This window comes from Methylobacterium thuringiense (assembly GCF_022179645.1).
Lineage (GTDB): Bacteria > Pseudomonadota > Alphaproteobacteria > Rhizobiales > Beijerinckiaceae > Methylobacterium > Methylobacterium thuringiense.
Genome location: NZ_BPRA01000005.1, coordinates 116,521 through 140,848 on the forward strand (window position 1 = coordinate 116,521; position 24,328 = coordinate 140,848).

At 68.1% G+C, this 24,328-nt stretch carries 22 protein-coding genes and 3 tRNA genes; 12 read left to right on the plus strand and 13 right to left on the minus strand.

Annotated features, from left to right (window positions below; all coding sequences use genetic code 11):
* Positions 1–17 precede the first annotated feature (17 nt).
* A complete protein-coding gene (clpB, locus tag MFF07_RS06060; RefSeq protein WP_147813252.1) occupies positions 18–2,648 on the minus strand; it encodes an ATP-dependent chaperone ClpB in 2,631 nt (876 codons plus the stop codon).
* 236 nt (positions 2,649–2,884) lie between these two features.
* Here clpB and MFF07_RS06065 point away from each other — a divergent pair, with 236 nt between their 5' ends.
* The gene (locus MFF07_RS06065) at positions 2,885–3,664 is read left to right on the plus strand and encodes an MOSC domain-containing protein (protein ID WP_147813250.1); all 780 of its coding nucleotides are present in this window, start codon (positions 2,885–2,887) and stop codon (positions 3,662–3,664) included.
* Positions 3,665–3,744: 80 nt separating this feature from the next.
* Here MFF07_RS06065 and MFF07_RS06070 read toward each other — a convergent pair whose 3' ends face one another.
* From MFF07_RS06070 to lipB, 3 genes are all read right to left on the minus strand, one after another.
* A complete protein-coding gene (locus MFF07_RS06070) occupies positions 3,745–3,984 on the minus strand; it encodes a hypothetical protein (RefSeq protein WP_147813248.1) in 240 nt (79 codons plus the stop codon).
* A gap of 203 nt (positions 3,985–4,187) precedes the next feature.
* Entirely contained in the window at positions 4,188–4,397 is a 210-nt protein-coding gene (locus MFF07_RS06075) for a hypothetical protein (protein ID WP_147813246.1), read from the minus strand.
* A 172-nt stretch (positions 4,398–4,569) separates the two neighbouring features.
* Positions 4,570–5,271 (minus strand): lipoyl(octanoyl) transferase LipB, encoded by a 702-nt coding sequence (lipB, locus tag MFF07_RS06080; protein ID WP_238231093.1) that lies wholly within the window; start codon positions 5,269–5,271, stop codon positions 4,570–4,572.
* A 144-nt stretch (positions 5,272–5,415) separates the two neighbouring features.
* Here lipB and MFF07_RS06085 point away from each other — a divergent pair, with 144 nt between their 5' ends.
* The 3 genes from MFF07_RS06085 (at position 5,416) to MFF07_RS06095 (ending at position 6,100) form a co-directional block, all read left to right on the plus strand.
* Positions 5,416–5,721: a FliM/FliN family flagellar motor switch protein gene (locus MFF07_RS06085; RefSeq protein WP_147813244.1), complete on the plus strand. Its 306-nt coding sequence runs from the start codon at positions 5,416–5,418 to the stop codon at positions 5,719–5,721.
* Between the two features lie 148 nt (positions 5,722–5,869).
* Positions 5,870–5,954 (plus strand) — tRNA-Leu (locus MFF07_RS06090).
* 70 nt (positions 5,955–6,024) lie between these two features.
* Positions 6,025–6,100 (plus strand) — tRNA-Lys (locus MFF07_RS06095).
* Between the two features lie 60 nt (positions 6,101–6,160).
* On the opposite strand, the gene MFF07_RS06100 is transcribed toward MFF07_RS06095, so the two are convergent.
* Positions 6,161–7,171 (minus strand): NAD-dependent epimerase/dehydratase family protein, encoded by a 1,011-nt coding sequence (locus tag MFF07_RS06100; RefSeq protein WP_306424628.1) that lies wholly within the window; start codon positions 7,169–7,171, stop codon positions 6,161–6,163.
* Between the two features lie 673 nt (positions 7,172–7,844).
* Here MFF07_RS06100 and MFF07_RS06105 point away from each other — a divergent pair.
* The 3 genes from MFF07_RS06105 (at position 7,845) to MFF07_RS06115 (ending at position 10,244) form a co-directional block, all read left to right on the plus strand.
* Positions 7,845–8,123, plus strand: a complete 279-nt coding sequence (locus MFF07_RS06105) for a DUF2312 domain-containing protein (RefSeq protein WP_147813240.1) — start codon at positions 7,845–7,847, stop codon at positions 8,121–8,123.
* Positions 8,124–8,515: 392 nt separating this feature from the next.
* Positions 8,516–9,634: an MBL fold metallo-hydrolase gene (locus tag MFF07_RS06110; protein ID WP_238231095.1), complete on the plus strand. Its 1,119-nt coding sequence runs from the start codon at positions 8,516–8,518 to the stop codon at positions 9,632–9,634.
* The gene (locus MFF07_RS06115; protein ID WP_238231098.1) at positions 9,627–10,244 is read left to right on the plus strand and encodes an SCO family protein; all 618 of its coding nucleotides are present in this window, start codon (positions 9,627–9,629) and stop codon (positions 10,242–10,244) included. The genes MFF07_RS06110 and MFF07_RS06115 overlap by 8 nt, the downstream gene beginning before the upstream one ends.
* A gap of 246 nt (positions 10,245–10,490) precedes the next feature.
* Here the strand turns inward: MFF07_RS06115 and MFF07_RS06120 are convergent.
* A tRNA-Ala gene (locus tag MFF07_RS06120) sits at positions 10,491–10,566 on the minus strand.
* 119 nt (positions 10,567–10,685) lie between these two features.
* Between MFF07_RS06120 and MFF07_RS06125 the strand changes: the two genes are divergently transcribed.
* Positions 10,686–10,976, plus strand: a complete 291-nt coding sequence (locus tag MFF07_RS06125; RefSeq protein WP_147076177.1) for a YggT family protein — start codon at positions 10,686–10,688, stop codon at positions 10,974–10,976.
* Between the two features lie 157 nt (positions 10,977–11,133).
* Positions 11,134–12,180, plus strand: coding sequence for a MaoC family dehydratase (locus MFF07_RS06130; RefSeq protein WP_147813185.1), 1,047 nt, complete (start codon positions 11,134–11,136; stop codon positions 12,178–12,180).
* 44 nt (positions 12,181–12,224) lie between these two features.
* Here the strand turns inward: MFF07_RS06130 and MFF07_RS06135 are convergent, their stop codons facing one another.
* The 3 genes from MFF07_RS06135 to MFF07_RS06145 form a co-directional block, all read right to left on the minus strand.
* Entirely contained in the window at positions 12,225–13,025 is an 801-nt protein-coding gene (locus MFF07_RS06135; protein WP_147813414.1) for a TSUP family transporter, read from the minus strand.
* 138 nt (positions 13,026–13,163) lie between these two features.
* Positions 13,164–15,407, minus strand: coding sequence for a putative bifunctional diguanylate cyclase/phosphodiesterase (locus tag MFF07_RS06140; protein WP_238231101.1), 2,244 nt, complete (start codon positions 15,405–15,407; stop codon positions 13,164–13,166).
* 257 nt (positions 15,408–15,664) lie between these two features.
* A complete protein-coding gene (locus MFF07_RS06145; RefSeq protein ID WP_238231143.1) occupies positions 15,665–16,195 on the minus strand; it encodes a L,D-transpeptidase in 531 nt (176 codons plus the stop codon).
* 386 nt (positions 16,196–16,581) lie between these two features.
* On the opposite strand from MFF07_RS06145, the gene MFF07_RS06150 reads away from it, so the two are divergent.
* The 3 genes from MFF07_RS06150 (at position 16,582) to MFF07_RS06160 (ending at position 21,667) form a co-directional block, all read left to right on the plus strand.
* On the plus strand, positions 16,582–16,905 hold the full coding sequence (locus tag MFF07_RS06150; protein WP_147813179.1) for a hypothetical protein: 324 nt from the start codon (positions 16,582–16,584) through the stop codon (positions 16,903–16,905).
* Between the two features lie 379 nt (positions 16,906–17,284).
* Positions 17,285–18,481, plus strand: a complete 1,197-nt coding sequence (locus MFF07_RS06155; protein WP_238231145.1) for an efflux RND transporter periplasmic adaptor subunit — start codon at positions 17,285–17,287, stop codon at positions 18,479–18,481.
* Positions 18,482–18,496: 15 nt separating this feature from the next.
* Positions 18,497–21,667 carry a multidrug efflux RND transporter permease subunit gene (locus MFF07_RS06160; RefSeq protein WP_238231104.1) on the plus strand — a complete coding sequence of 1,057 codons (3,171 nt, stop codon included), beginning with the start codon at positions 18,497–18,499 and terminating at the stop codon, positions 21,665–21,667.
* 68 nt (positions 21,668–21,735) lie between these two features.
* Here the strand turns inward: MFF07_RS06160 and MFF07_RS06165 are convergent, their stop codons facing one another.
* The 4 genes from MFF07_RS06165 to MFF07_RS06180 all read right to left on the minus strand — a co-directional run bounded on the left by MFF07_RS06165 (position 21,736) and on the right by MFF07_RS06180 (position 24,287).
* Positions 21,736–22,002 (minus strand): hypothetical protein, encoded by a 267-nt coding sequence (locus MFF07_RS06165; protein WP_147813412.1) that lies wholly within the window; start codon positions 22,000–22,002, stop codon positions 21,736–21,738.
* 50 nt (positions 22,003–22,052) lie between these two features.
* A complete protein-coding gene (gene gatA / locus MFF07_RS06170; protein ID WP_147813175.1) occupies positions 22,053–23,534 on the minus strand; it encodes an Asp-tRNA(Asn)/Glu-tRNA(Gln) amidotransferase subunit GatA in 1,482 nt (493 codons plus the stop codon).
* Positions 23,535–23,708: 174 nt separating this feature from the next.
* A complete protein-coding gene (gene gatC, locus MFF07_RS06175) occupies positions 23,709–23,996 on the minus strand; it encodes an Asp-tRNA(Asn)/Glu-tRNA(Gln) amidotransferase subunit GatC (protein WP_147813173.1) in 288 nt (95 codons plus the stop codon).
* Between the two features lie 84 nt (positions 23,997–24,080).
* A complete protein-coding gene (locus tag MFF07_RS06180) occupies positions 24,081–24,287 on the minus strand; it encodes a hypothetical protein (protein ID WP_238231106.1) in 207 nt (68 codons plus the stop codon).
* Between the last annotated feature and the right edge of the window lie 41 nt (positions 24,288–24,328).

Consider the following 24,328-nt stretch of genomic DNA (forward strand, 5'->3'; position numbering starts at 1 on the left):
CGCCGCCGGCAGAGCGTTTAGTTCAGCGTCGCCCCCAACGGCCGCCGCTCGCCGCCAACCGAAACGTCGCCGATCATCAGCCCCATCGGCCCGAGCCGCACCGGCACCGCCTCGCCGTCGTGGAGCTGCCCGGAGAGCAGCAGTTCCGCGAGCGGATCCTGCACGGTCTTCTGGATCACGCGCTTGAGCGGGCGTGCCCCGTAGGCCGGGTCGTAGCCCCTGTCGGCGAGCCAGCCCTCGGCCTCGTCGTCGATATCGAGGGCGATCTTGCGCTCGTCGAGCAGTTTCTGCAGCCGGGCGAGTTGGATCTTGACGATCGCACCCATCTCGGAGCGAGCGAGGCGGTGGAACAGGATGATCTCGTCGATCCGGTTGAGGAATTCCGGCCGGAAGTGCCCGCGCACCACGCCCATCACCTCCTCGCGCACCACGTCCGTGTCCTCGCCCGCCGGCTGATTCACCAGATATTCGGAGCCGAGATTCGACGTCATGATCAGCAGCGTGTTGCGGAAATCGACCGTGCGGCCCTGCCCGTCCGTCAGGCGCCCGTCGTCGAGCACCTGCAGCAGGACGTTGAACACGTCCGGATGCGCCTTCTCGACCTCGTCGAACAGCACGACCTGATAGGGCCGCCGCCGCACCGCTTCGGTCAGCGCCCCGCCCTCCTCGTAGCCGACATAGCCGGGAGGCGCGCCGATCAGCCGGGCGACCGCATGCTTCTCCATGTATTCCGACATGTCGATGCGCACGAGGGCGGTGTCGTCGTCGAACAGGAAGCCGGCGAGCGCCTTGGTCAGCTCGGTCTTGCCGACGCCGGTGGGGCCGAGGAACATGAACGAGCCGATCGGCCGGTTCGGGTCCTGCAGTCCGGCCCGCGCCCGCCGCACGGCGGTCGAGACCGCCTCCACCGCCTCGCGCTGGCCGACGACGCGCTTCGCCAACGCATCTTCCATCGCCAGCAGCTTTTCGCGCTCGCCCTCCAACATCTTGTCGACGGGCACGCCGGTCCAGCGCGAGACCACGCCGGCGATGTGGGCCGGCGTCACCGCCTCCTCCATCATGCCGTCGCGGTCCGCAGCGGATTCGGCCGCGGCCTCGATCTCGGCGAGCGTCTTCTCCAGTCCCGGGATCACGCCGTAGGCGAGCTCGCCCGCGCGCTGGTACTGGCCCTGGCGCTGGGCGTTGGCGAGGTCGGTGCGGGCCTCGTCGAGCTTCTTCTTGAGGTCGGCCGCGGCGCCGAGCTTGTCCTTCTCCGATTTCCAGCGGGCCGTGATCGACGCGGACTGCTCCTCGAGCTCGGCCAGCTCCTTCTGCAGGCGCTGGAGCCGGTCACGGGAGGCGGCGTCGGTCTCCCTCTTGAGGGCCTCGCCCTCGATCTTGAGCCGCACGATCTCGCGGTCGACGTTGTCGAGTTCCTCCGGCTTCGAATCGACCTGCATGCGCAGGCGCGAACCGGCCTCGTCCATCAGGTCGATCGCCTTGTCGGGCAGGAAGCGGTCGGTGATGTAGCGGTTCGACAACGTCGCCGCCGCGACCAGGGCGGAATCCTGGATGCGCACGCCGTGGTGCTGCTCGTACTTCTCCTTGAGGCCGCGCAGGATCGAGACCGTATCCTCTACGGTGGGCTCGGAGACGAAGACCGGCTGGAAGCGCCGGGCCAGAGCCGCGTCCTTCTCGACATGCTTGCGGTACTCGTCGAGCGTGGTCGCGCCGACGCAGTGCAGCTCGCCGCGGGCCAAAGCGGGCTTCAGAAGATTCGACGCATCCATGGCGCCGTCGGCCTTTCCGGCGCCGACCAGCGTGTGCATCTCGTCGATGAACAGGATGATGCCGCCGGCCGCAGCCGTGACCTCGGACAGCACGCCCTTCAGCCGCTCCTCGAATTCTCCGCGGTACTTGGCGCCCGCGATGAGCGCGCCGAGGTCGAGCGCCAGCAGGCTCTTCTCCTTCAAGCTCTCCGGCACGTCGCCGTTGACGATGCGCAGGGCCAGCCCCTCGACGATGGCGGTCTTGCCGACGCCGGGCTCGCCGATGAGGACGGGATTGTTTTTGGTGCGCCGTGACAGCACCTGGATGGTGCGGCGGATCTCCTCGTCACGCCCGATCACCGGGTCGAGTTTGCCCTCGCGGGCAGCCTCCGTGAGGTCGCGGGCGTACTTCTTCAGCGCGTCGTAGGCGTTCTCGGCCGAGGCGTTGTCGGCGGTGCGGCCCTTGCGCAATGCGTTGATTGCGGCATTGAGCGAGGCCGCTGTGACGCCGGCGGCGGCGAGCGCCCGGCCGGCCTCGGATTCCTTCTCGACGGCGAAGGCGAGTAGGAGCCGTTCGACCGTGACGTAGCTGTCGCCAGCCTTCTCGGCGGCTTTTTCCGCCGTGTCGAACAGGCGCACGAGATCGCGCGTCGCCTGCGGCTGCGCACTGTTCCCCGAAACCTTCGGCTGCTTGGCGAGCCACTGTTCGATCTGGGCCAGCGCGACCTTCGACTGGCCGCCGGCTCGGTCGATCAGGCCCGCGCAGAGCCCTTCCGTGTCGTCGAGGAGCACCTTGAGCAGGTGCCCCGGGGCGAGCTGCGGATGCCCCTCGCGCATCGCCAGCGACTGCGCCGCCTGGACGAAGCCGCGAGCCCGCTCCGTGTATTTCTCGAAATTCATGCGTCGATACCCTCATCCCGATCGAACGCCCTGCCCGGCCAACCGGCACAGCCACGCCCGATGCGACCTCCCGCGGGGTCGGCCCCGCCGGGACACCGACGCCTCATGAGGCCGCCGGTGAGAGGAATTTGGTGTTGTATATTCGTGACACAAGGGGTCTGAACGGGCCGACTGCGTAAGCCGAGATCGCTGCTTGGTGGCTTGTCGCGAGGCAGCGCCGGGATTAGCCCGGTTTCATGAGCCAGCCTTCGGAAATCCGCATCGCGCATCTCTATCGTTACCCTGTCAAAGGGCTCTCCCCCGAACGCGTCGCCTCGGCCGAGCTGGAAACCAGCGGCTACTTTCCCGGCGACCGGCTCTACGCGATCGAGAACGGGCCTTCGGGCTTCAACGAGGTCGCACCGCGCCACCTGCCCAAGATCGTCTACCTGATGCTGATGCGGAACGAGGCGCTGGCCCGGCTGCGCACCCGCTTCGACGACGCATCACACAGGCTCACCATCGAGTACGGAGACGATGCCCCGGTCGTCTACGACCTCGGCAGCCGTGAGGGGCGCGATGCACTCGCCGCGTTCATGAAAGGCTTTCTGCCGCACGAATTGCGTGGCGAGCCGCGGGTGCTGGAGGCCCCCCCGGGCTACCGCTTCACGGATTCGCGGACGGGCTTCGTGTCGTTCATCAATCTCGCCAGCGTGCGCGCGGTCGAGGACTTCGTCGGCGCGCCGGTCGACCCGCTGCGTTTTCGCGGCAACGTCCTCCTCGACGGTCTCGACCCCTGGGCCGAACTCGACCTCGTCGGCCGCATCGTCGAGGCGCCGGGGGGCGCCCGGCTCAAGGTTACCGCGCGGACGCAGCGCTGCGCGGCGACGAACGTCGATCCGCAGACCGGCTTTCGCGATCTCGCGATCCCGCGCGCGCTCGACGAGCGGCTCGGCCACATGGATTGCGGCGTCTATGCCGAGGTGATCGCAGGCGGCGTCCTGCGCGAGGGCGACGCTCTCACGCTCGACAGGTAAAGCGCCGCGTTCCGCGCGGCGGCGGTCATCCGCCGGGCGCGCGGAACGCGACCCTCGGCCGAGGGTCGCGCGAACGACAGTCAGTGATCGACAGGCTCGGCCACCGCGGCGAGCTTGGTGCGCCGTTCGCACATGATCTTGAGGTAGCGTCCGTCTCCGCCTGGAAGGCCTGCCGAGGCAGCGGAGGCCTGGGCGTGCATCATGCACTCCATGGCCGAATGTGCCGGTGCGACGATGATGTCGAGGGCGGTATCGCGCGAGCAGTCCACGGAGGAGAGCGTGGTCGCGCAGACGAGGGCGACGGCGAGAAGTTCAGGCATGACGGACCCCATTTTCGTGTTGCGAAAAGGTCCGCGGGGTTGCTCCGGCGTGGGAGTCACCGCGTGGTCGTTGCCTGGGCGTCCCCCTCTTGCTTATCGTCTTGCGGGCGTATCACGCAGAGGCCGTGCCAAATCTGCCTGAGCACTCCCGGTTGGGGGCCTGACGTGTGATGCATGTCACAGCGCGCGGCGAGGTCGAACGGTCAGTCGCGGGCCTTGAGCCAGGCCGGCTCAGGCTCGCTGCGCGGCATCAGGGCGGCCACGGCGTCGAGGTCGACGGTGAAGTTCTGGGTCAGGCGATCCCAGATCTCGGCCTGCGACGGCGCATTCTGACCGAAGGCGTGGAGCGCGCGCGCCAGGAGATTGGGGCTGGTCAGTGTCGGGCGCGGGGTGAACAGGTCGGTATCGAGCATGGTCGTGTTCCTGGGCGGCAGGAACACTATCCGTCGGCATGGTTAATCGAGCGTTAAATTTGATCTTTTGTTAAGGCCCGCTCGTTAAGCAGTCTGCCGAAGCTTTCGCCAGCACCGTCGATCTTATCCCGGCATGACGTGCGCCCGGCGCGCTGTTCCGCAGCGCCGGGGGCTAATCCGATCCGTTCGCCTCGCCGCCGACCTCGCCGAAGATCGGGACGAAAGCCGCCCGCAACGCCATGTCGGCTTCGTCCATCGAGACGATCCGCCCGAGGTCGGCGAGGCTGGTGACGCCGTGCCGGCGCACCCCGCACGGCACGATGCCCGAGAAATGCGAGAGATCCGGCTCCACGTTGAGGCTGATGCCGTGCAGGCTCACCCAGCGCCGGACGCGGATGCCGATCGCCGCGATCTTGTCCTCGACGCCCTCCCCCTTCTCCGGACGCCGCACCCAGACGCCGACGCGGTCCTCGCGGCGCTCCGCGCGCACGTTGAAGGCGTCGAGGCTGGCGATGAGCCAGGCCTCCAGGCTGGCCACGTAGGCACGCAGATCCTGCCGGCGGCGGCCGAGGTCGAGCATCACGTAGGCCACGCGCTGGCCCGGTCCGTGATAGGTGAACTGCCCTCCCCGCCCCGTTCGATGCACGGGAAAGCGCTCCGGCTCGACGAGGTCGACGTCCTGGGCGGAGGTGCCCGCGGTGTAGAGCGGCGGGTGCTCCAGCAGCCAGACGAGCTCTGGGGCATTTCCCCGCGCGATGGCGGCCGCACGCGCCTCCATGGCCTCCACGGCCTCCTCGTAGCCGACCGGCGTATCGCTCACCCGCCACACCACCGGCGGCGAGCCGGACGCGGGCAGGAACGAGACCGGGCTCACCGACAGGCGCGGGGTGGAGTTTCGTGGGCCGATCGCCCCGTCGTTTACCAAGGCTTCACCATAACGCGCGGAAGGTCGGTGCTGGCATCATACCCATGGATCCCGCCGCGTCGGCGCCGGGGCCATCGGTACAGGAAACGTGGCGTGGCCGTTCTCGAAGACCTCAAGGTCGACCTCAAGGTGGTGCTCGGGCGCAGCCACATGCCGCTGCACATGCTGCTGCGCATGGGCCGCGGCGCCGTGATCGAACTCGAATCCACCGAGACCGATATGGTCGAGATTCTCGCCAACGACCACCCGATCGCGCGCGGCCAGATCGTGGTGACGGGCAACCGCATATCGATCGAGGTCACCGAGCTGATCCGCAAGGCCTCCGTCATCCGCACCCCCGGCGTGACCATCGGCGAAGGCGAGGTCCCGATCCTCGAACGGGGCGACGACCGCGCTTGACGCAAGGGGGCGAGCCGGCGCCGTCGTGCGATTGGCTCGGCGAAAGTGGAAACCGCGCTTGTGCCTGCCGAAACCATCTGGTACTCGCTGCGCCGCTCACACGGGCTGACCGGCCCCGCTCGCGGCGCTGGCCCGGGACATGTGGCGAGCGGCCATGGCGGAATTGGTAGACGCGCTAGCTTGAGGTGCTAGTCCCGCGAGGGGTGGAGGTTCGAGTCCTCTTGGCCGCACCAACCTAACGGTTGGTGTTTTTTCTAGATCGACGCTTCCGACGATCGAGGCGCAGACTTTGCCCTCGGAGGCGAGCGCGTAGCTCAGCTGGTAGAGCAACGGACTTTTAATCTGTAGGTCCTGGGTTCGAGTCCCAGCGCGCTCACCACATTGCTCGGACGGGCTGCCGAGGCCCGGCGTGCGGGTGATCCCGCAAGATCTCACCTCCTCATGATTGTATGCGTGTGCGGGCCTCGTCGAGGATGCGCGCCAGGGAGTTCGCCAGAGCGATACGCGGCTGCCAGCCCGTCGCGCGGGTGAGCGCCGAGGCGTCGCCGCTGGCCGTCGGAATCTCGGAGGGGCGCAGCCGGTCGGTCGCGATGCGGATTTCGAACGGCACCCGCGCCCTTTCGCGCAGGCCGTCGAGCAGTTCGGAAATCGGCCGGGCGCGACCCGACCCGACATTGAAGATGCTGGCCGTCTCAAAGTCGTCCGTCCTGCGGATCACGGCGGCATAGGCGGCAACGACGTCGCCGACGTCTAGGAAGTCGCGCCGGGCGGACAGGTCGCCGACCTCCAGCACCGGCTCGGACAGCCCGGCCTCGATCCGGGCGATCTGGCAGGCGAAGGAGGCGACGACGAAGCGCTCGTCCTGCCCTGGGCCGATATGGTTGAACGGCCGTAGCGCGACCGACCTGATGCCGGCGGCGGGCAGTACGTCGGCGAGCAGGCGCTCTCCCGCGAGCTTCGTGCGGGCATAGGTGTTGGCGGGCATCGGCACGGTGCGCTCGTCGAGTGCCGTGCCTGCGAGGAAGGCGCGCCCGTAGACCTCGCCGGAACTCGCGAACAGGAGGGTGGAGCCCGGCGCACCCGCGATCACGGCCTCGGCGAGATTGAGCAACCCGACGACGTTCGCCTGCCAGGTTTCCGCCGGCGAGCCGCCGGCCTGACTCACGGATGAGAGACCTGCGAGATGCAGGATGTGGGTCGGCGCGAAGCCGGCGACGAAGCGCGAGAGGCCGTCACGGTCGAGCAGGTCGATCGCGGCCAGGATCGCGCCTTCGGGCGCGGCCTTGGAGATGTGGAGGTCGAGCCCCGCCAGTGCGTCGCCCGGCGCCTGGGCCTCGGCCAGAGCCCGCAGCGCGTGACGGCCGACGAAGCCGCCGACGCCGGTGATCAGGATACGTGGCAGCGTCCGCTCCCCTTGCTCGACGCGACGGACGTCGCGTCGCGGTCCGATGGCTTATCGGACAAATCCGGCTTGCAGACGAGTTTCGCCCATCGGCGCCGTCCTCAAGCCAATTCAGAGCTATGACGCGATGGGTGCCGCAAGGAAGATCGAGCGCGGCGCCGGGGCCCCCGTCCATCACCGCGAGTTCACGGCCCGGTAAGCCCGAGCCGATACGAACGCATCGCGAGCGCGCTGCTCGCCGCATGTCGGGGAGGCCTATCATCGACTCTCGGTCCGTCGCCGCCTATGGCCGCATCCGACACCGCGCCTGTTCACGCAGCCACCGCACGGAGCCCCTCGTCATGAACGCACAGGCGGGGCCTGGCTCCCGGGACCGGCCCTCCGAGGGCTTCACCGTCGGCGAGCCGCCAGCGTTCGGCGCGCGCAGGAACGAATAGTATCGGGCCCTCATCGGCGAAAGCCAGCGATTCAGGGCTGGGCCGAATGCTCATGGCGTCTCGTGAAATCTATTCGCGTCGTCGAAACGCCGAATCAACAACTCGAGCGGCTCTGCATAATCTCCACGAAGCCCGAGCCGGTCGTGCGCACCCTCCAGCTGAATCGTCGCCTGATCTACGAGGCACGCAGCTGAAAAGGAGCGCGACCTGCTCGATCCAACTGAAATTCGTGGCGGACCTCGCATCCGCTGCCTGATCCGATCCAACGCACGGGACGAACGGAAATGAGTGAGAACCCCACGTCGAAAAGCGCCGACGTCAGTTCATCCGAAGGTGTCGCGGCCGACGAACTGAGGCAGTTCATCGAGCGGATCGAAAGGCTGGAGGAAGAGAAGGCGGGCATTGGCGGCGATATCAAGGAGGTCTTCCAGGAACTTCGCGGCAGGGGCTTCGACGTCAAGGCCGTGCGGACATTGATCCGCATGCGTAAGAAAGATCATAGCGAGCGCCAGGAAGAAGAAGCGATCTTGGATCTCTATATGCAGGCTCTCGGCATGGTCTGAAAATGAGATTGTAAATTATTCTATATTTGAAGGCTGAAAACATTTTGGAATTGGCCCGGCCGATAGCAGTTGTTTGAGATCGGTCGGGCTTTGATTTGCGGTCTGACGGCGATTGCGCCATCTGGCCATGATCGTGAGGCACCTCGTCGGGAACGGATCGAACCGAAGGATGCCGGGGTGTTGCCCGTCGCATCGCGTACCGAGGCCGGGCCGCCGGGACGCGTCGCGGTGGCTTCTCGAAGCGCCTGCGAACTCAGTCGGCACGGTCTTTCGCAAGAATCGGATCCATCGATAGAGAATCTTCTACTGCGGCTGCAAAACAAAGAAACAGATTTCGCCGGACCTCGGCTATATCGATCGCATACAATATTATGCGGACGGGGTCGGCTGACATGGTCGAAGTTCTGAATCGGCGCGGTTTTCTGAAGGCGTCCACGGCTTTCGCGACGGGGGCGGCAGCCGGCTTCTCCTGCATCGAGCTCGCCAGCGCTGCCCCGATCGAGATACCGACGATCGACAGGTTGAGCCTGCGCGTCTTGATCGATTCGGCTCACGATCAGTTCCTCAAGCCCAGCACGGTCCGGGGCGTGGTGCATCAGCCGCCCGGCAATGGCCGCGGGAGCGACTATCGCAAGGTCCTGCACAACCAGTGGGGCTTGTCCCTCTTCGTCGAATCGCAGCGCGCGGACGAGTCCCGGACGATCCTGCTCGATTTCGGCTACAGCCCCGACGCGCTCCTGAACAACATCGAGATCCTGAAGGTCGACCCGACCAAGATCGACGCCCTGATCGTGAGCCACGGCCATCACGATCATTACGGCGGCCTGACCGGATTTCTCGACAGCTATCGGGACAAGCTCGCACCCGACGTGAAGCTCTATGCCGACGGCGAGGACAATTTCTGCCACCGCGTCAGCCCGAGCGGCGTGCAGGGCCAGTTCACGGATTTCGGCCAGCTCGATCGACGCGAACTGGCCGCGCGGCGGATCACCACCGTCCTGTGCGAGACGCCGACGGTGGTGGCCGGCCACGCCTTCACCACGGGCCAGATCAAGCGCTCGTCGATCGAGCGCATCCTGCCCAACACGTTCGTGGAGCGCGGCAGCAAGGACGGCCTGGGCTGCGGTGCGAGCCACTATTCGCCGCCGGAACTGCAGGGCAAGATCCTGCCGGACGAGCACGTCCACGAGCACGCGACGTGCTTCAACATCAAGGACAAGGGGCTCGTCGTCATCAGCTCCTGCGGCCATGTCGGCATCGTGAACTCTGTCCGGCAGGCCCAGGAGGTCTCCGGCGTGAAGAAGGTTCACGCCATCGTCGGCGGCTTCCATCTCGGGCCGGCCCCGAAGGAGTATCTCAGCCAGGTCGTCGCCGAGATCGGGAAGCTCGAGCCCGACGTCGTCATCCCGATGCATTGCAGTGGCCTGAATTTCGCGCTCGAAGCGCAGGCACAGATGCCGGCCGGCATCCTCGTTCCGACGACGGGCAGCCGGCTCACGTTCGGTGCGTAGCCTCGCGGCCGGTGCGGCGCTTCTGGCGGTCCTCGGCTGCCACCCGGCGCTGCCGGCATCGGGCGAGAGCCCGACCCGTCAGCGCTCCGCGGCCGAGCTGATGGACGTGCTGATGTGGAATCGCGAGCCGGTCGGCGGCCCGTTCGCGCTCGTCGATCACGAGGGCCGCCCGAGGACGGAGGCGGATGTCCGCGGCAGGCTCCTGCTCGTGTATTTCGGCTTCACGTCCTGTCCCGACATCTGCCCGACGGACCTCCAAGAGATCGCGCGGGTCCTGACCATGCTCGGGGACGAGGGCGACGCGATCCAGCCGCTCTTCGTCACGCTCGATCCCGAGCGCGACACGGTCGCCGCGCTCGCCGAGTACGTGCCGAACTTCCATCCGCGTCTGGTCGGCCTGACCGGGAGTGTCGAGAGCGTCCGCGTGGCCGCCGACGCCTACAAGGTCTTCTACGAGAAGGTCGCGCGCGCGAACGGCGAGTACACGATCGACCACTCGGCCTTCATTTATCTGATGGACCGGTCCGGCGGCTATCTCGGCTTCTTCCCGCCGGGCACCTCGGCCGAGCGGATGCTGACGATCATCCGGCCGCATCTGGCGCGGCGCTGAGGTCGCTGCGCTCTTGTTAGGGGATCGGTGTCGCGTGTGGTCGGCCCGGATGCCTTGAGCCCTTCGAGCAACCCCATTTCCATGGTCCTCGGGATCGCGTTCGCGATCTGAGCAGCCTCTGGATCGGATAGATGCGAAACGCGGAACGACGAGTTTCAGGGGCCGGTGTTACGCCGGAGCTGCCGAAACATCGCCAGGGCAGGGTCGGTCCCGCCGTCAAACGATCGACCACCAAGCCTGAAAACCTGGTGGAGCTGAGCGGGATCGAACCGCTGACCTCCGCAGTGCGATTGCGGCGCTCTCCCATCTGAGCTACAGCCCCGTCGAGGCGCCGGCCTTGTAGGCTTGGGCGCCTCGCCCTGTCAATTGCCGCAAGAGCCCGTGGCCGCCCTCCGGCGCTGCCATTGCGGGTGTGCGGGCGCGCGGAACAGCAAGCCCCGGATGAACGCTCTTCTCTGGCTCTTCAACACTCTCATTCAGCTCTACATCTACATCCTGATCGCGAGCGCCGTGCTGAGCTGGCTCATCGCGTTCAACGTGGTGAACGTGCGCAGCCCGGTGGTCTCCCAGATCGGCGACTTCCTGTATCGGGTCACGGAGCCGGTCCTGCGCCCGATCCGCAACCTGTTGCCCAACCTCGGTGGCGTCGACGTCTCGCCGGTCATCCTCATCCTGCTGCTGCTCTTCGTGCAGAAGCTGGTGACCGACCTCGTCATCCAGGTGGCCTACTGAGAGTTTTTCGCCGGCACGCGCGCGAACGAACGTCTCCTTTTGGAGATATCGGCGTGGTCGGGCGTTGCCTGGGGACGCCGCGCCGCGACGCGTGCCAATCTTTGCGCCCTTTCCCGCGCCCCGCGCGGCCTACGCCATGTCCAGGACCACGAGACGCATGAAGACCAATCCCGGCCGCTTCTTCGAGGATTTCCGCCTCGGCGAGACCATCCGCCACGCGACGCCCCGCACCGTCACCACCGGCGACGTCGCGCTCTACACGGCGCTCTACGGCCCGCGTTTCGCGGTGCAGTCTTCGGACGCCTTCGCAAAGGCGATCGGCTATCCGGCGAGCCCGCTGGACGACCTGCTCACCTTCCACGTCGTCTTCGGCAAGACCGTGCCGGACATCTCGCTGAACGCGCTGGCCAATCTCGGCTATGCCGAGGGCGGCTTCCACAGGCCGGTCTATCCGGGCGAGACGCTCTCGACGGTCTCCGAGGTCATCGGCCTCAAGGAGAGCTCGAACAAGCAGACCGGCGTGGTCTACGTGCGTTCGACCGGCTCGGATTCCGCCGGCAAGACCGTGCTGAGCTATTGCCGCTGGGTGCTCGTGCGCAAACGCGATCCCGACGCGAAGATCGCCGAGGAGCGCGTGCCGGACCTCGCCAAGGTGGTCGACCCGGCCGACCTCGCCCATTCGCTGCCGCCGCTCTCGGCCGAGGCCTACGATCTCGACCTTGCCGGCAGCCCCTATCGCTTCTCGGATTACGTGGCGGGCGAGCGCATCGACCATGTCGACGGCATGACCGTCGAGGAGGCCGAGCACCAGATCGCCACGCGGCTGTTCCAGAACACCGCCAAGGTCCATTTCGACGCGCATGCGGTGAAGGAGACCCGGTTCGGCCGGCGGCTGATCTATGGTGGCCACGTCATCTCGCTCGCCCGCGCGCTGAGCTTCAACGGCCTCGCCAACGCCTTCGCGCTCGCCGGCATCAACGCTGGACGCCACGTGGCGCCGCTGTTTGCCGGCGATACCGTCTATGCCTGGAGCGAAGTGCTGGAGACGGCCGAGCTCCCGGGCCGCACGGATATCGGCGCGTTGCGCCTGCGCACCGTCGCCACCAAGAACCAGCCCTGCAGCAACTACCCCGACCGCCAGGGCGACGGCTACGACCCCGCCGTCATCCTCGACCTCGACTACTGGGCCTTCATGCCGCGCTGAGGCCCGGACCCGAAAAACCGCCGGTCTGTCGAAAGGCCGGCGGGTCAGAGACCGAGCGATCCGAGCACGGCGCGCCTGAGCGGGTTCGCCGGGTCGGAGAGCAGGCGTAAGGCCATCGTGCAGGCGATGACGACGAGGAGTGGGCGGATCAGGCGGGCGCCGAGTTTCACGGCCAGCGCCGATCCGGCCTGCGCGCCGATGACGGCCCCGAGCGCCATGGCGAGGCCGACTGGCCAGACCACGACGCCTTGCGCCGCGAACAGCGCGAGGCTGCCCAGGTTGCTCGCCGCGTTGGCCAGCTTGGTATGGGCCGTGGCGCGCACCACGCCGAGCCCGAGCAGCGTCACGAAGCCGATCATGTAGAACGAGCCGGCGCCCGGCCCGAACACGCCGTCGTAGAAGCCGATTGCGGGCGCCAGCGTCAGCGCGAACAGCCGCGGCGTGATCCGGGCCGTGGCATCTGCGTTGCCGAGGCGCCTCGCGGTCGCGAAGTAGAGCGCGATGCCGACGAGCAGCAGCGGTACCATCGTGTCGAGGGCGCTTTTCGGAAGCAGGCTCACGCAGAGCGCGCCGGCGACCGAGGCAGCGCCGGCCGCGAGTGCCGCCGGGATCGCCTCCGGCCAGCGGATCAGCCCGCGGCGGGCGAAGGCGATGCTGGCGGAGACGGAGCCGCCGCTGCCCTGGAGCTTGTTGGTGGCGATGGCGCTGACCGGATCGAGCCCGGCCAGCAGCAGGGCCGGCAAGGTCAGCAGGCCTCCGCCGCCGGCGATGGCATCGAAGCAGCCCGCGACGACGGCGATCCCGAACAGGCCGGCGAGCGTGCCGGTGTCGACGCCGCCGATCATGTGGAAAACCGGTCGGCTGTCTGGATTGCGCTCACGGGGATCGAGGCTCCGCGCCGGGTCGGCGCGCATGCTGTAGCTCGGGCCGTTCCGCCGGAGAACGTCGTCTCGCGCCGACGGCGACCCGCATTCTGCGCCGTCTCAGGATGCCTGCCGCAGATCCGCGAGCGGTAGCGCAGCCGGATGGCCGGCATCCGCGGCCAGACGGCTCGCGAACACATGCGGCTCCAGGGCCTTGCCGTACCGAAAGCCCTGGGCGAGCCGGCAGCCCATGTCACGCAAAGCCGCTTCCTGCTCGGCCGTCTTGATACCTTCCGCGATCACGTGCAGATCGAGGCCGCGCCCGATGTCGAGCATGCCCTTGACGATCGCCGCATCGAACGGGTCGGTCAGGAGATCGCGCACGAAGCTGCGGTCGATCTTGAGTTTCGTCAGCGGGAAGTTTTTGAGCGTCGAAAGCGAGGCGAAGCCGGTTCCGAAATCGTCGAAGGCGATGCCGACACCGCTCGCGTGGAGATTGCGCAGCGGCCGCAGCATGGTGTCGTCTGGCCGCAGGGCGGTGGTCTCCGTGACCTCGATCTCGATGTCGGCCGGGGCGAGGCCGTGGCGCTCCAGCGCCTCGGCGACGACCGCGTCGAGGGTGCCGGCACGCAGTTGGGCGCCGAAAAGGTTCACGGCGACGCGGGCGGCCGGAAGCCCGGAGGCGCGCCAGGCCGCCGTCTGCCGGCAGGCTTCGTCGATGGTCCACCAGCCGACGGAGAGGGCGAGGACGCTCGCCTCGATCGCCGGAAGGAACTCGCCCGGCAGCAGCAGCCCGCGCTCGGGATGGCGCCACCGGATCAGGGCTTCGGATCCGCAGATCCGGCCCGTCTCGATGTCGACCTGCGGTTGGTAGTGCAGCTCGAGTTCCCCCAGCTCCACGGCGATGCGCAGCCGGTCGAGTAGGTCGCGGCGGGCGGCCTCCGCGCTGCGCATCGCCGGCTCGAACAGCCGGAAGCAGCGGCCGCCGTCGCGGCGCGCCTGATGCAGGGCGAGGTCGGCGCTCGCCAGCACCTCCTCGGCTTCGCTGCCGTGGTTCGGCACGAGAGCTGCGCCGATGGCGACACCGACATGGAGCGGGTGGTCTCCGACCTGGATCGGCTCGGCGAAGGCCGAGACCAGCGCCTGCGCGCAGGCCTGCGCCGCGAGCGGATCGGCGCGCCCCGGCAACAGCACGGCGAGTTCGTCGCCCTGGATCCGCGCCAGAAGGGCGCCGGCATCGAGCCGGGCGGTGAGGCGGACGGAGAGGGCTTCGAGCAGGGCGTCGCCGATGGCGTAGCCGAGGCTGTCGTTGGCGCCGCGCAGGCCCTCGACGCCGAGCGCCAGCACCGTCGCCTCGCCGCCGCCGGCCTGGATGGCGCCGAGTTCCTCGACGACCCGGTTGCGGTTGGGCAGGCCGGAGCGCGGATCCTGGTGTGCGAGACGCAGCAGGCGGGCGTCGCGGTTGCGGCGCTCCGAGCTGTCGCGGATCACCGCGCCGATGGCGAGGCCCGCCTCGCTGCGCCAGCTCGACAGGGACAGCTCGATCGGCAGTTCGGTACCGTCGCGCTTCACCGCCGTGACTTCGACAGACTTGCCGGCGAGCCGCGGCGTTCCGCCGGCGACCATCGCGGCCATTCCGGCGGTGTGCGGGCCGTGGAACCGGGCCGGTACGATCACGCGCACGTTGAGCCCGAGCATGGCGCCCGGTTCGTAGCCGAGCATCCGCTCGCAGGCGGGGTTGGCCAGCCTGATCGTGCCCACGCCGTCGGAGATCAGCATGGCGAATTGGCTCGCACCCATGAAGCTGTGGGCGTGATCGCGGACCGCGCCGGCGCGCCCGGCTTCGAGACGCTCCGTCGCGATCCGGGCGAGACGCTTGAGGCGCGTGCGCGCCCGTCCGGGAAAGGCCGCGCGGGGAAGCCGGTCGGCCACGGAGAGCCAGCCGAGAATGTCGCCTTTCGGGCCGAGGAGCGGAACGCCCGCGTAGAACCGGATGCCGGCCTCTCCGGTCACGACCGCATGGGTGCGGCGGAGCGGATCAGCGAGGGCATCGTGCACGATCACGGCGCCGTCCGCTTCGATCCCGTGCGGGCAGGCGCCGCGAGCGTGGGCGAAATCGGTGAGGCCGGGCAGGCTCGCGCAGCCCCTCAGCCATTCCCGGTTGCCGCCGAGAAGCGAGATCGCGGCGATCGGCGTGTCGGCGATGTCGGCTGCGAATCCGAGCAGGCGGCCGAGACCGAACGTGTCGCGCGGCTCGCATGTGTCGGCCGAGGCCATGCCGAGGCAGCCCGCGGGCGCCGTGGCGACCGTGTCTCGGTCCGTCGGGCCGGCCGCACCGGTTGGCCTTATCGCGTCGTCGAGCATGCGTCGGGCGATCCTCGCCGTATCTCAGCGAAACCACCTTCCCCGCGACCTGCTTTCAAAGAGTTAAGGCCCGCCACCGAATGGACGCGGCACACAGGACGAAGTCGTCGGCACTATTGTCGTCCGCGACACCTGCCGGGACACGCTAGGCCCGACCGTTTTCGGTTCCCTTCCGAGATCGCGCGACGACGCGATCCCACCGAGACCGGCGGATCCAAGCAGGTTCTTCTTGAAGCCGCCGGGTATGTCCCTGCGCGTCAGTTGCGCACGACCACCTTGGTGCCGACCTTCACCCGGTCGTAGAGGTCGACGACGTCCTTGTTGGTCATGCGGATGCAGCCGGACGAGACGGCGGCGCCCATGGTCTCGGGCTCGTTCGAGCCGTGGATGCGATAGAGCGACGAGCCGAGATACATGGCGCGCGCGCCGAGCGGGTTGTCCTGGCCGCCGGCCATGTAGCGCGGCAGGTCGGGGCGCCGGGCCAGCATCTGCGACGGCGGGCGCCAGTCCGGCCATTCCTTCTTCATGGTGACGCTCTTCACGCCGGACCACGAAAAGCCCTGCCGGCCGACGCCGACGCCGTAGCGCACCGCCTCCCCGCCGGGCAGCACGTAGTAGAGCCGGCGCTCGCTCGTGGACACCACCACGGTCCCCGGCTTCTCCTTGCCGCGCCAGGCGACGGTGTCGCGCGGGATCGCCTGCGTCTTGAAGATGTTCATGAAGTCGGCGAGCGGCCCGCTGTCGAGCGGGTTGGCGCCGGCCTGGGGCGCGGAGCCCAAGCAGAGCATCGCGGCGATGGCGGCCGGTGCGATGGTGTGGCGGAAGGTCATGCCGAAACTGCTCCTCGTCGGTCCGGTGCGCGAAGCCGTCTGTCGGGGCCCTGCGCGAGCCTGTTCGGATTGGCAGTGGAGTTGGGGCGGAAGGGAGGCGCGTCTGTGCGCTTCGGGCAACAGCCTCGCGAAACCGACACGACGCGGGACGTCCCCGTTCTCCCGACGAAGGCAGGAACGTGCCGCCCGCGCACGCGCACCGCGGTAGTTTGGTTCCCTTCCAGAATGCACGAATGTACGGACACAATGTCGCGGTGGATTGCGCGGAGAGAGGAATCTCCCCAATGTCCATCCCCGTGACGGCTACGTACCTCTCCAGATGGACAGGCCGAGCTGCCGGTTGCGTGCTGGTTGCTCTCCTCTGCGTCCTGACGACGGCTCTGTTCGCGCTGGCCGACGCATCCGCGTCGAAGGCCGCGCCTTCGGGTTCTCTGCGGTCGCGGGTCGAGACCGCCTTCACGTCGGAAGGGGGCCGGGATCTCCCATCCACCTACGTGTCGGGTCGTGCCGTCGCCGATTCCGACAACCCCTTCGAGCATGGCCGGCTGCCCCTCGCTGATGCCGGCGTGCCGGCGCTGTGCCTCGCGTCGAGCAGGTCCGTGGTGACGGGGGATACGGGGCCTGTCGGGGCCGAAAGGCCGCTGCCGGAGCGTCCGCCCCGCCACTGACCGCGCCTGGACCTGCCCCCGGCACCAGCCGGCAGGTCCGCCGCCCGGATCGCATCGTCGCGGGATCGCCAAGATTTCCCGCTATCGAGCGATGCCGACGACACCGTGCAGGACCGGCACGGTCGCCGCATTCGTCGATGCGCTCCAACCGCGCGCCCGGCCGATTACCGGTCGGGCCCGACGAGACCACGGCTTCGAGACCCTTCGCGCCTCCCTCCGGGAGCGGACCCGGAGGTCCGGGCCAATCGGATCCGAGGAGGCCCCGGCGCCTCCGACTTGAGCGTATCGCAGGAGCGAACCCATCGTGACGTCGTCCCGCCCAAACCTCGGCCGAGCCGCACATGCCGGCCGGACCTGGACCGCCACGCTCGCCGCCAGCCTGATCCTCGTCGCGGTCTCCGCCTGCAACGAACAGAAGGCTGCCGCCCCCGTGCCGCTTCCGCCGCCGGAGGTCAGCGTGGTGAAGGTCAAGTCGCAGCCAATTCCCTACGTGCGCGACCTGCCCGGCCGCGTGGCCCCGATGCGGATCGCCGAGGTGCGCTCGCGCGTCTCCGGCCTCGTCACCAAGCGCCTGTTCGAGCAGGGCAGCGCGGTCCACGAGGGGGACATCCTCTACAAGATCGACCCGGCACCCTATCAGGTCGACCTCGCCAGCGCCGAGGCCACGCTGGCCAAGACCGAGGCGGCCCTGGTGCTCGCCTCGCAGCAGGCCGAACGGCTCGAGACGCTGCTCGCGCGCAACACCGCGAGCCAGGCCCAGTACGACACCGCCTATGCCGGTAAGAAGCAGGCCGAGGCCGAGGTCGCCGGGGCCAAGGCGACGCGCGACCGCGCGAAACTCAACCTGTCCTGGACCGACGTGCGCGCGCCGATCTCCGGCCGCATCGGCCGGGCGCTGCTCACCGAGGGCACGCTGATCGAATCCGGCACCACGGGGGTGCTGGCCACGATCCAGCAGCTCGACCCGATCTACGTCGACATCACCCAGTCGGTCGGCGAGCTGAACAAGCTCCGCCGCGACTTCGCCAGCGGCGAGCTCGACCGGCTGTCGCACGACGCGGCCAACGTCCACCTGATCATGGATGACGGCGCCCTCTATGGCTCGGCCGGCCGCCTGCTGTTCTCGGACGTCACCGCCGACCCGAGCACCGGTCAGGTCACGCTCCGCGTCCTGATCCCGAACCCGCACGACGAGCTTTTTCCCGGTATGTATGTCCGCGCCCGGATCAAGCAGGGCATCGACGTCGACGCCATCGCCGTGCCGCAGCAATCGATCCAGCGCACCAACGACGGCAAGTCCGAGGTCTGGATCGTGAAGGCCGACGGCCGCGTGATGTTGCAGCCCGTGGAGGTCGGGCCGGTGGTCGACGGCAACTGGGTGATCCGCGACGGGCTCGAACCCGGTCAGACCGTCGTCGTCGAAGGCTTCCAGAAGATCGTCGCCGGCATGGAGGTGACGACCCACGGCTGGAAGACCGAGGAGCCGGCCGGCGACAAGCCGCACGATGCCGACGCCTCCGACAAGGACTCGGCCGGGGCCGACGTGCCGGCCCAGCCCGTCGCTCAGGCTCGCTGAGGTTAGGCGAACAGCATGGCTCGCTTCTTCATCGACCGGCCGGTCTTCGCCTGGGTCGTCGCCCTGTTCATCATGCTGGGCGGCGCGCTCGCGATCCCGATGCTGCCGATCGCGCAGTATCCGGTGATCGCGCCGCCGGCGATCGCGCTCTCGACCCAGTATCCCGGGGCGTCCGTCGAAAATCTCTACACCGGCACGACGCGCCTGATCGAGGACGAGCTGAACGGCGCGGCCAACATCCTCAGCTTCGAATCCGCCTCCGACGGCTTCGGCGTCGTCGAGATCACCGCGAGCTTCAAGCCCGGCACAGATTCCGGCTATGCCGGCGTCGAGGTGCAGAACCGCCTGAAGCGCGTGGAAGCGCGTCTGCCCGCGGAAGTGCGCCAGCAGGGCATCCTGGTGGAGGAGGCCTCCGCCGCCACCCTCAACATCATCACGCTGATCTCCACCGACGGAAAGACCGACGAGGTCGGCCTCGGCGACTTCCTGATCCGCAACGTCATCAACGAGATCCGCCGTATCCCCGGCGTCGGGCGCGCGACGCTCTATTCGACAGAGCGTTCGCTCCGCATCTGGATCGATCCGGACAAGCTGCGCGGCCTCTCGCTCAATGCCGCCGACGTCACCAAGGCGATCGGGAAGCAGAACGTCCAGATCGCCTCGGGCGCCGTCGGCGCTCAGCCGAGCCCGGAGACGCACGCGGTCAACTACCCCATCATCGTCAAGGGCCAGATGACGGAGCCGGACGCCTTCGGCGCCATCGTGCTCAGGGCCAACCCGGACGGCTCGAACGTACGCCTGCGCGACGTCTCGCGGATCGAGCTCGGCGGCGACGACTACAAGTTCACCACGCGCCTCAACGGCGGCCCGGCCGCCGGCATCTCGGTGACGCTGGCGCCGGACGGCAACGCCATGGAGACCGCCAAGGCGATCCGCTCCAAGATGGTGGAGCTGTCCCAGTTCTTCCCCGACACGGTGAAGTGGGACATCCCCTACGACATCACGCCCGCGGTCGAAGCGTCCATCGAAAAGGTGCTGCACACGCTGGTCGAAGCCGTGGTGCTCGTCTTCATCGTGATGTTCCTGTTCCTGCAGAACATCCGCTACACGCTGATCCCGACCATCGTCGTGCCGATCGCGCTGCTGGGCACCTGCACGGTGATGCTGCTCGCCGGCTTCTCGCTCAACGTGCTGACCATGTTCGGCATGGTGCTCGCCATCGGCATCCTCGTCGACGACGCCATCGTCGTCGTCGAGAACGTCGAGCGCATCATGAACGAGGAGGGTCTTCCGCCGAAGGAGGCCACCAAGAAGGCCATGGAGCAGATCACCGGCGCCATCATCGGCATCACGCTGGTGTTGATCGCGGTGTTCATCCCGATGGCGTTCTTCCCCGGGTCGGTGGGCATCATCTACCGGCAGTTCTCGATCGCGATGGTGACCTCGATCGCCTTCTCGGCGCTCCTCGCCCTCTCGCTGACGCCGGCCCTCTGCGCCACGCTGCTCAAGCCCATCGAGAAGGGCCACGGCCACGCCAAGGGCGGGTTCTTCGGATGGTTCAACCGCGTCGTCGACCGCGAGACCGCCCGCTATGCCGGCGGTGTCGGCTGGTTCATCAAGAAGGCCGGGCGGGTCATGGTGATCTACCTCGCCCTCGTCGCGGGCGTCGCCTTCGCCTTCATGCGCATGCCCGAAGGCTTCTTGCCGCTGGAGGACCAGGGCTTCTTCACCGTCGACATCCAGACCCCGCCGGGCTCGTCCTACAACCGCACCATCACGGCGGTGAAGAAGGTCGAGGACCACCTGCTCGCCCAGCCCGGCGTCGCCACGGTGACGATGATCAACGGCTTCTCGTTCTCCGGCCAGGGCCAGATGACGAGCCAGGCCTTCGTCACACTCAAGGACTGGTCGGAGCGCGACGCCAGCCAGTCCGCCGCCGCCCTGGTGCGCGGCACCAACGATGCGATGGCGGGCTATCGCGACGCGGTCTTCGACGCGCAGGAGCCGCCGCCGATCGACAACCTCGGCAACGCCGCTGGCTTCTCGTTCCGACTGCAGGACCGTGCCCAGAAGGGCTATTCGGCGCTTCTCGCGGCGCAGGAGCAGCTGCTCTCGCTCGCCAAGAAGAGCCCCGTCCTCGTCAAGATGAAGATCGAAGGCCTGCCGCCGGCACCCCAGGCCGAACTCGTGATCGACCGCGAAAAGGCCGCCGCCCTCGGCGTTGCGTTCGAGGACATCAACGAGACGATCCAGGTCAATCTCGGCTCGGTCTACGTCAACGACTTCCCCAACCGGGGCAAGATGCAGCGCGTGATCGTGCAGTCGGACGACCTGCAGCGGCTCGGCGCATCGGACCTGCTGAACTACGCCGTGAAGAACGCGCAGGGCACTATGGTGCCGATGTCGTCCTTCGCCGACCTGAAATGGAGCGTCGGCCCGGCCCAGATCGTCGGCTTCAACGGCTACCAGTCGGTGCGCTTCACCGGCGAGCCCGCCCCCGGCTACACCTCCGGCGACACCATCAGGGAGATGGAGCGGCTGATGACCTACCTGCCGAAGGGGTTCGGCTACGCCTGGACCGGACAGTCTCTGCAGGAGAAGGAAGCCGGCAGCCAAGCGAGCCTGCTCCTCGCCCTCTCGGTGCTGATCGTCTTCCTCTGCCTCGCGGCGCTCTACGAGAGCTGGGCGATTCCTCTCTCTGTGCTCTTGGTGATCCCCCTCGGCGTCATCGGCTCGGTGGCCGCGGTCTACCTGCGCGGCATGCCGAACGACGTGTATTTCAAGATCGGCCTCATCACGATCATCGGCCTCTCGGCCAAGAACGCGATCCTGATCGTGGAATTCGCAAAAGACCTCTGGAAGCCCGGCACCTCGATCGTCGAGGCGACGATCACCGCCGCGCGCCTGCGCTTCCGCCCGATCGTGATGACCTCGCTGGCCTTCATCTTCGGCGTGGTGCCGCTCGCCATCGCCACCGGCGCCGCCTCGAAGAGCCAGCAGGCCATCGGCACCGGCGTGATGGGCGGCATGATCTCGGCCACCGTGCTCGCGGTGTTCTTCGTGCCGGTGTTTTTCGTGGTGGTGATGCGGTTGTTCAAGCGGCGGGAGGTGGAGGCCGGGGAGCTAGCTACCACGGAGCCGGGGGCCACGCGTGGGATGGCGCCGCATTCGGTGCCTGCGGAGTAAGGCTGGGATCGGCGTCGGCCGTGCTTCGGGGCCCGCGACAGCGGGCCTCGAAGCGTCGTCCAGAGGGCTCAACCGCTCCTGGGACGCACAACCCGCCGCGCGCCGTACCCGACCAGCGCCCAGAGAAACGCACCCACCGTCCGCACCGGAAAGAACGTCGGTAGGTCGGACGCGACCGGGGCCGGCCACGGGATGCCGATGGCGGTGATCATCCACGACGCGAGCACGGAAACCGCGAGCCCGGCGATAGCCGCCAGAAACAGCTTGCCGAACTGGTTCGCGCTCCAGCCGAGCAAGACAGAAACCAGGATCAGCACCGGGTCGAACGCCGCCATGATCCAGACGGCGAACGGGTAGACCGGAACGGAGAGATGCTCGGCGGGGGTCACGCCCACCAGGCCTTGGGCAGGCGCGTGCGCCCGGCCGCGTCTTCGATCACCTGAGAGGCCGCGAACAGCGTTTCCTCGTCGAACGGGCGCCCGATCAGCTGGAGGCCGAGGGGCAGGCCCTGGGCGTCGAGGCCAGCCGGCACCGAGATGCCGGGGAGCCCGGCCATGTTCACCGTCACCGTGAACACGTCGTTGAGATACATCTCGACCGGGTCGGCCGAGGTGGTTTCGCCGATGCCGAAGGCGGCGGAGGGGGTTGCGGGCGTCAGGATCGCGTCGATTCCGGCGGCATAGGCCTGCTCGAAGTCGCGCTTGATCAGCGTGCGGATCTTCTGGGCGCGCACATAGTAGGCGTCGTAATAGCCGGCCGAGAGCACGTAGGTGCCGATCATGATGCGGCGGCGCACCTCCGGGCCGAAGCCGGCGGCGCGGGTGTTCTCGTACATCCCGGCGATGTCCTTGCCGGGCACGCGCAGGCCGTAGCGCACGCCGTCGTAGCGGGCGAGGTTCGAGGAGGCCTCGGCCGGGGCGACGATGTAATAGGCCGGCAGCGCGTATTGCGTGTGCGGCAGCGAGATTTCCTTGATGGTCGCGCCGGCGGCCCGAAGCCATTCCGCGCCCTGGTCCCACAACTTCTGGATCTCGGGCGACATGCCGTCGACCCGGTATTCCTTCGGTATGCCGATGGTCAGGCCCTTCACGCCGCGCGAGACCGCCGCCTCGAAATCCGGCACCGGCACGTCCACCGAGGTGGTGTCGCGCGGATCGTGGCCGGCCATGGAGCCGAGCAGGATCGCGCAGTCGCGGGTGGTGCGGGCGATCGGACCGGCCTGGTCGAGGGACGAGGCATAGGCGACGATGCCCCAGCGCGAGCAGCGCCCGTATGTCGGCTTGATGCCGACGGTGCCGGTGAAGGCGGCCGGCTGGCGGATCGAGCCGCCGGTGTCGGTGGCGGTGGCGCCGAGGCAGAGATGCGCGGCGACGGCGGCCGACGAACCGCCCGAGGAGCCGCCGGGCACGAGCGCCGCGTCGGAGCCGTTGCGGCGCCAAGGCGAGATCACGTTGCCGTAGGCGCTGGTCTCGTTCGACGAGCCCATGGCGAACTCGTCGAGGTTGAGCTTGCCCAACATCACCGCGCCGTCGCGCCAGAGCTGGGTCGAGACGTTCGACTCGTAATGCGGCTCGAAGCCTTCGAGGATCTTGGAGCCAGCCGTCGTGTGGACGCCCTGGGTGCAGAACAGATCCTTGATGCCGAGCGGCAGGCCTTCCAGCGGCCGCGCCTCGCCCTTGGCGATCTTCGCGTCGCTGACCTCGGCCATCTTGAGCGCGCGGTCCGGCGTCTCGACGAGATAGGCGTTGAGCACCCGCGCCTTTTCCAGCGCATCGATATGCGCCTGCGCGATCTCGCGCGCCGAGAATGTCTTTGAGACGAGCCCGTCGCGGGCTTCGGCCAGGGTGAGTTCGTTGAGTGCCGTCATGCGACTTCCGAATGGTCGCCTCGTGGGCGAGACGGGCGCTCTCCTCCCCCTTGTGGGGAGGAGGAAGGAGGTGGGGGTGGTGCCGCTCGTCTGCGCGGCATCAGGCGGAACCACCCCCACCCTCTATCCCTCCCCAAAGGGGCGAGGGAAGGCGGTTCGCGCCTTGATCCTAATCTACTCGACGACCTTCGGAACCAGAAAATAGCCGTCCTCGGTCTCCGGGGCGTTGGCGACGATGTCGCCCGCGCGGCCACCCTCGGTGACTGCGTCCACGCGCTTTTTCATCACCATCGGGGTGACCGAGGTCATCGGCTCGACGCCGTCGACGTCGACCGCGTTGAGCTGCTCGACGAAGGCGAGGATCGCGTTCAGCTCGCCTTGCAGCGGCGCCACGTCCTCATCCGCGACCGCGATGCGCGCCAGATGCGCGATGCGCCGTACCGTCTTCGCGTCGACCGACATGCCGCCCTTTACCGCCCTCACCGGGAACGGCTGGCTATAGCACCGCCGCTCGCACGCGGGCAACGCTCGCAGGCGCAGGGGCCGTCACGTGATGATGTGGCCGTGCGTGCTCGGCAGGTTCACCGAGATCCCGGGCGGGTGATACAGTTCGGCCCGCCGCGCGCCCATCACCAGCACTTCGACCGCGAGGACCAGCATCAGGAGATGCCGGCGCCGCAGCCGCCACTGCCCCAGCCTGACGACCGCCGGGTCGGGCTTCGCGCGATCCATCGTCGGGCTGGCTGCGGTCAAGGGCGGTCCGAAAAATGGTTAAGCAATCGTTAACGCTACCA

Excerpts from the sequence above, each read along its gene's own strand:
- MFF07_RS06125 (WP_147076177.1), top strand. The coding sequence starts at position 10,686 with ATGAACGCTCTTCTCTGGCTCTTCAACACTCTCATTCAGCTCTACATC.
- MFF07_RS06065 (WP_147813250.1), top strand. The coding sequence starts at position 2,885 with ATGAGCCAGCCTTCGGAAATCCGCATCGCGCATCTCTATCGTTACCCT.
- MFF07_RS06130 (WP_147813185.1), top strand. The coding sequence starts at position 11,134 with ATGAAGACCAATCCCGGCCGCTTCTTCGAGGATTTCCGCCTCGGCGAG.
- MFF07_RS06105 (WP_147813240.1), top strand. The coding sequence starts at position 7,845 with ATGAGTGAGAACCCCACGTCGAAAAGCGCCGACGTCAGTTCATCCGAA.
- MFF07_RS06140 (WP_238231101.1), bottom strand. The coding sequence starts at position 15,407 with ATGCTCGACGACGCGATAAGGCCAACCGGTGCGGCCGGCCCGACGGAC.
- MFF07_RS06110 (WP_238231095.1), top strand. The coding sequence starts at position 8,516 with ATGGTCGAAGTTCTGAATCGGCGCGGTTTTCTGAAGGCGTCCACGGCT.
- clpB (WP_147813252.1), bottom strand. The coding sequence starts at position 2,648 with ATGAATTTCGAGAAATACACGGAGCGGGCTCGCGGCTTCGTCCAGGCG.
- MFF07_RS06145 (WP_238231143.1), bottom strand. The coding sequence starts at position 16,195 with ATGCTCTGCTTGGGCTCCGCGCCCCAGGCCGGCGCCAACCCGCTCGAC.
- MFF07_RS06070 (WP_147813248.1), bottom strand. The coding sequence starts at position 3,984 with ATGCCTGAACTTCTCGCCGTCGCCCTCGTCTGCGCGACCACGCTCTCC.
- gatA (WP_147813175.1), bottom strand. The coding sequence starts at position 23,534 with ATGACGGCACTCAACGAACTCACCCTGGCCGAAGCCCGCGACGGGCTC.
- MFF07_RS06165 (WP_147813412.1), bottom strand. The coding sequence starts at position 22,002 with ATGGCGGCGTTCGACCCGGTGCTGATCCTGGTTTCTGTCTTGCTCGGC.
- MFF07_RS06075 (WP_147813246.1), bottom strand. The coding sequence starts at position 4,397 with ATGCTCGATACCGACCTGTTCACCCCGCGCCCGACACTGACCAGCCCC.
- MFF07_RS06160 (WP_238231104.1), top strand. The coding sequence starts at position 18,497 with ATGGCTCGCTTCTTCATCGACCGGCCGGTCTTCGCCTGGGTCGTCGCC.
- MFF07_RS06135 (WP_147813414.1), bottom strand. The coding sequence starts at position 13,025 with ATGATCGGCGGCGTCGACACCGGCACGCTCGCCGGCCTGTTCGGGATC.
- gatC (WP_147813173.1), bottom strand. The coding sequence starts at position 23,996 with ATGTCGGTCGACGCGAAGACGGTACGGCGCATCGCGCATCTGGCGCGC.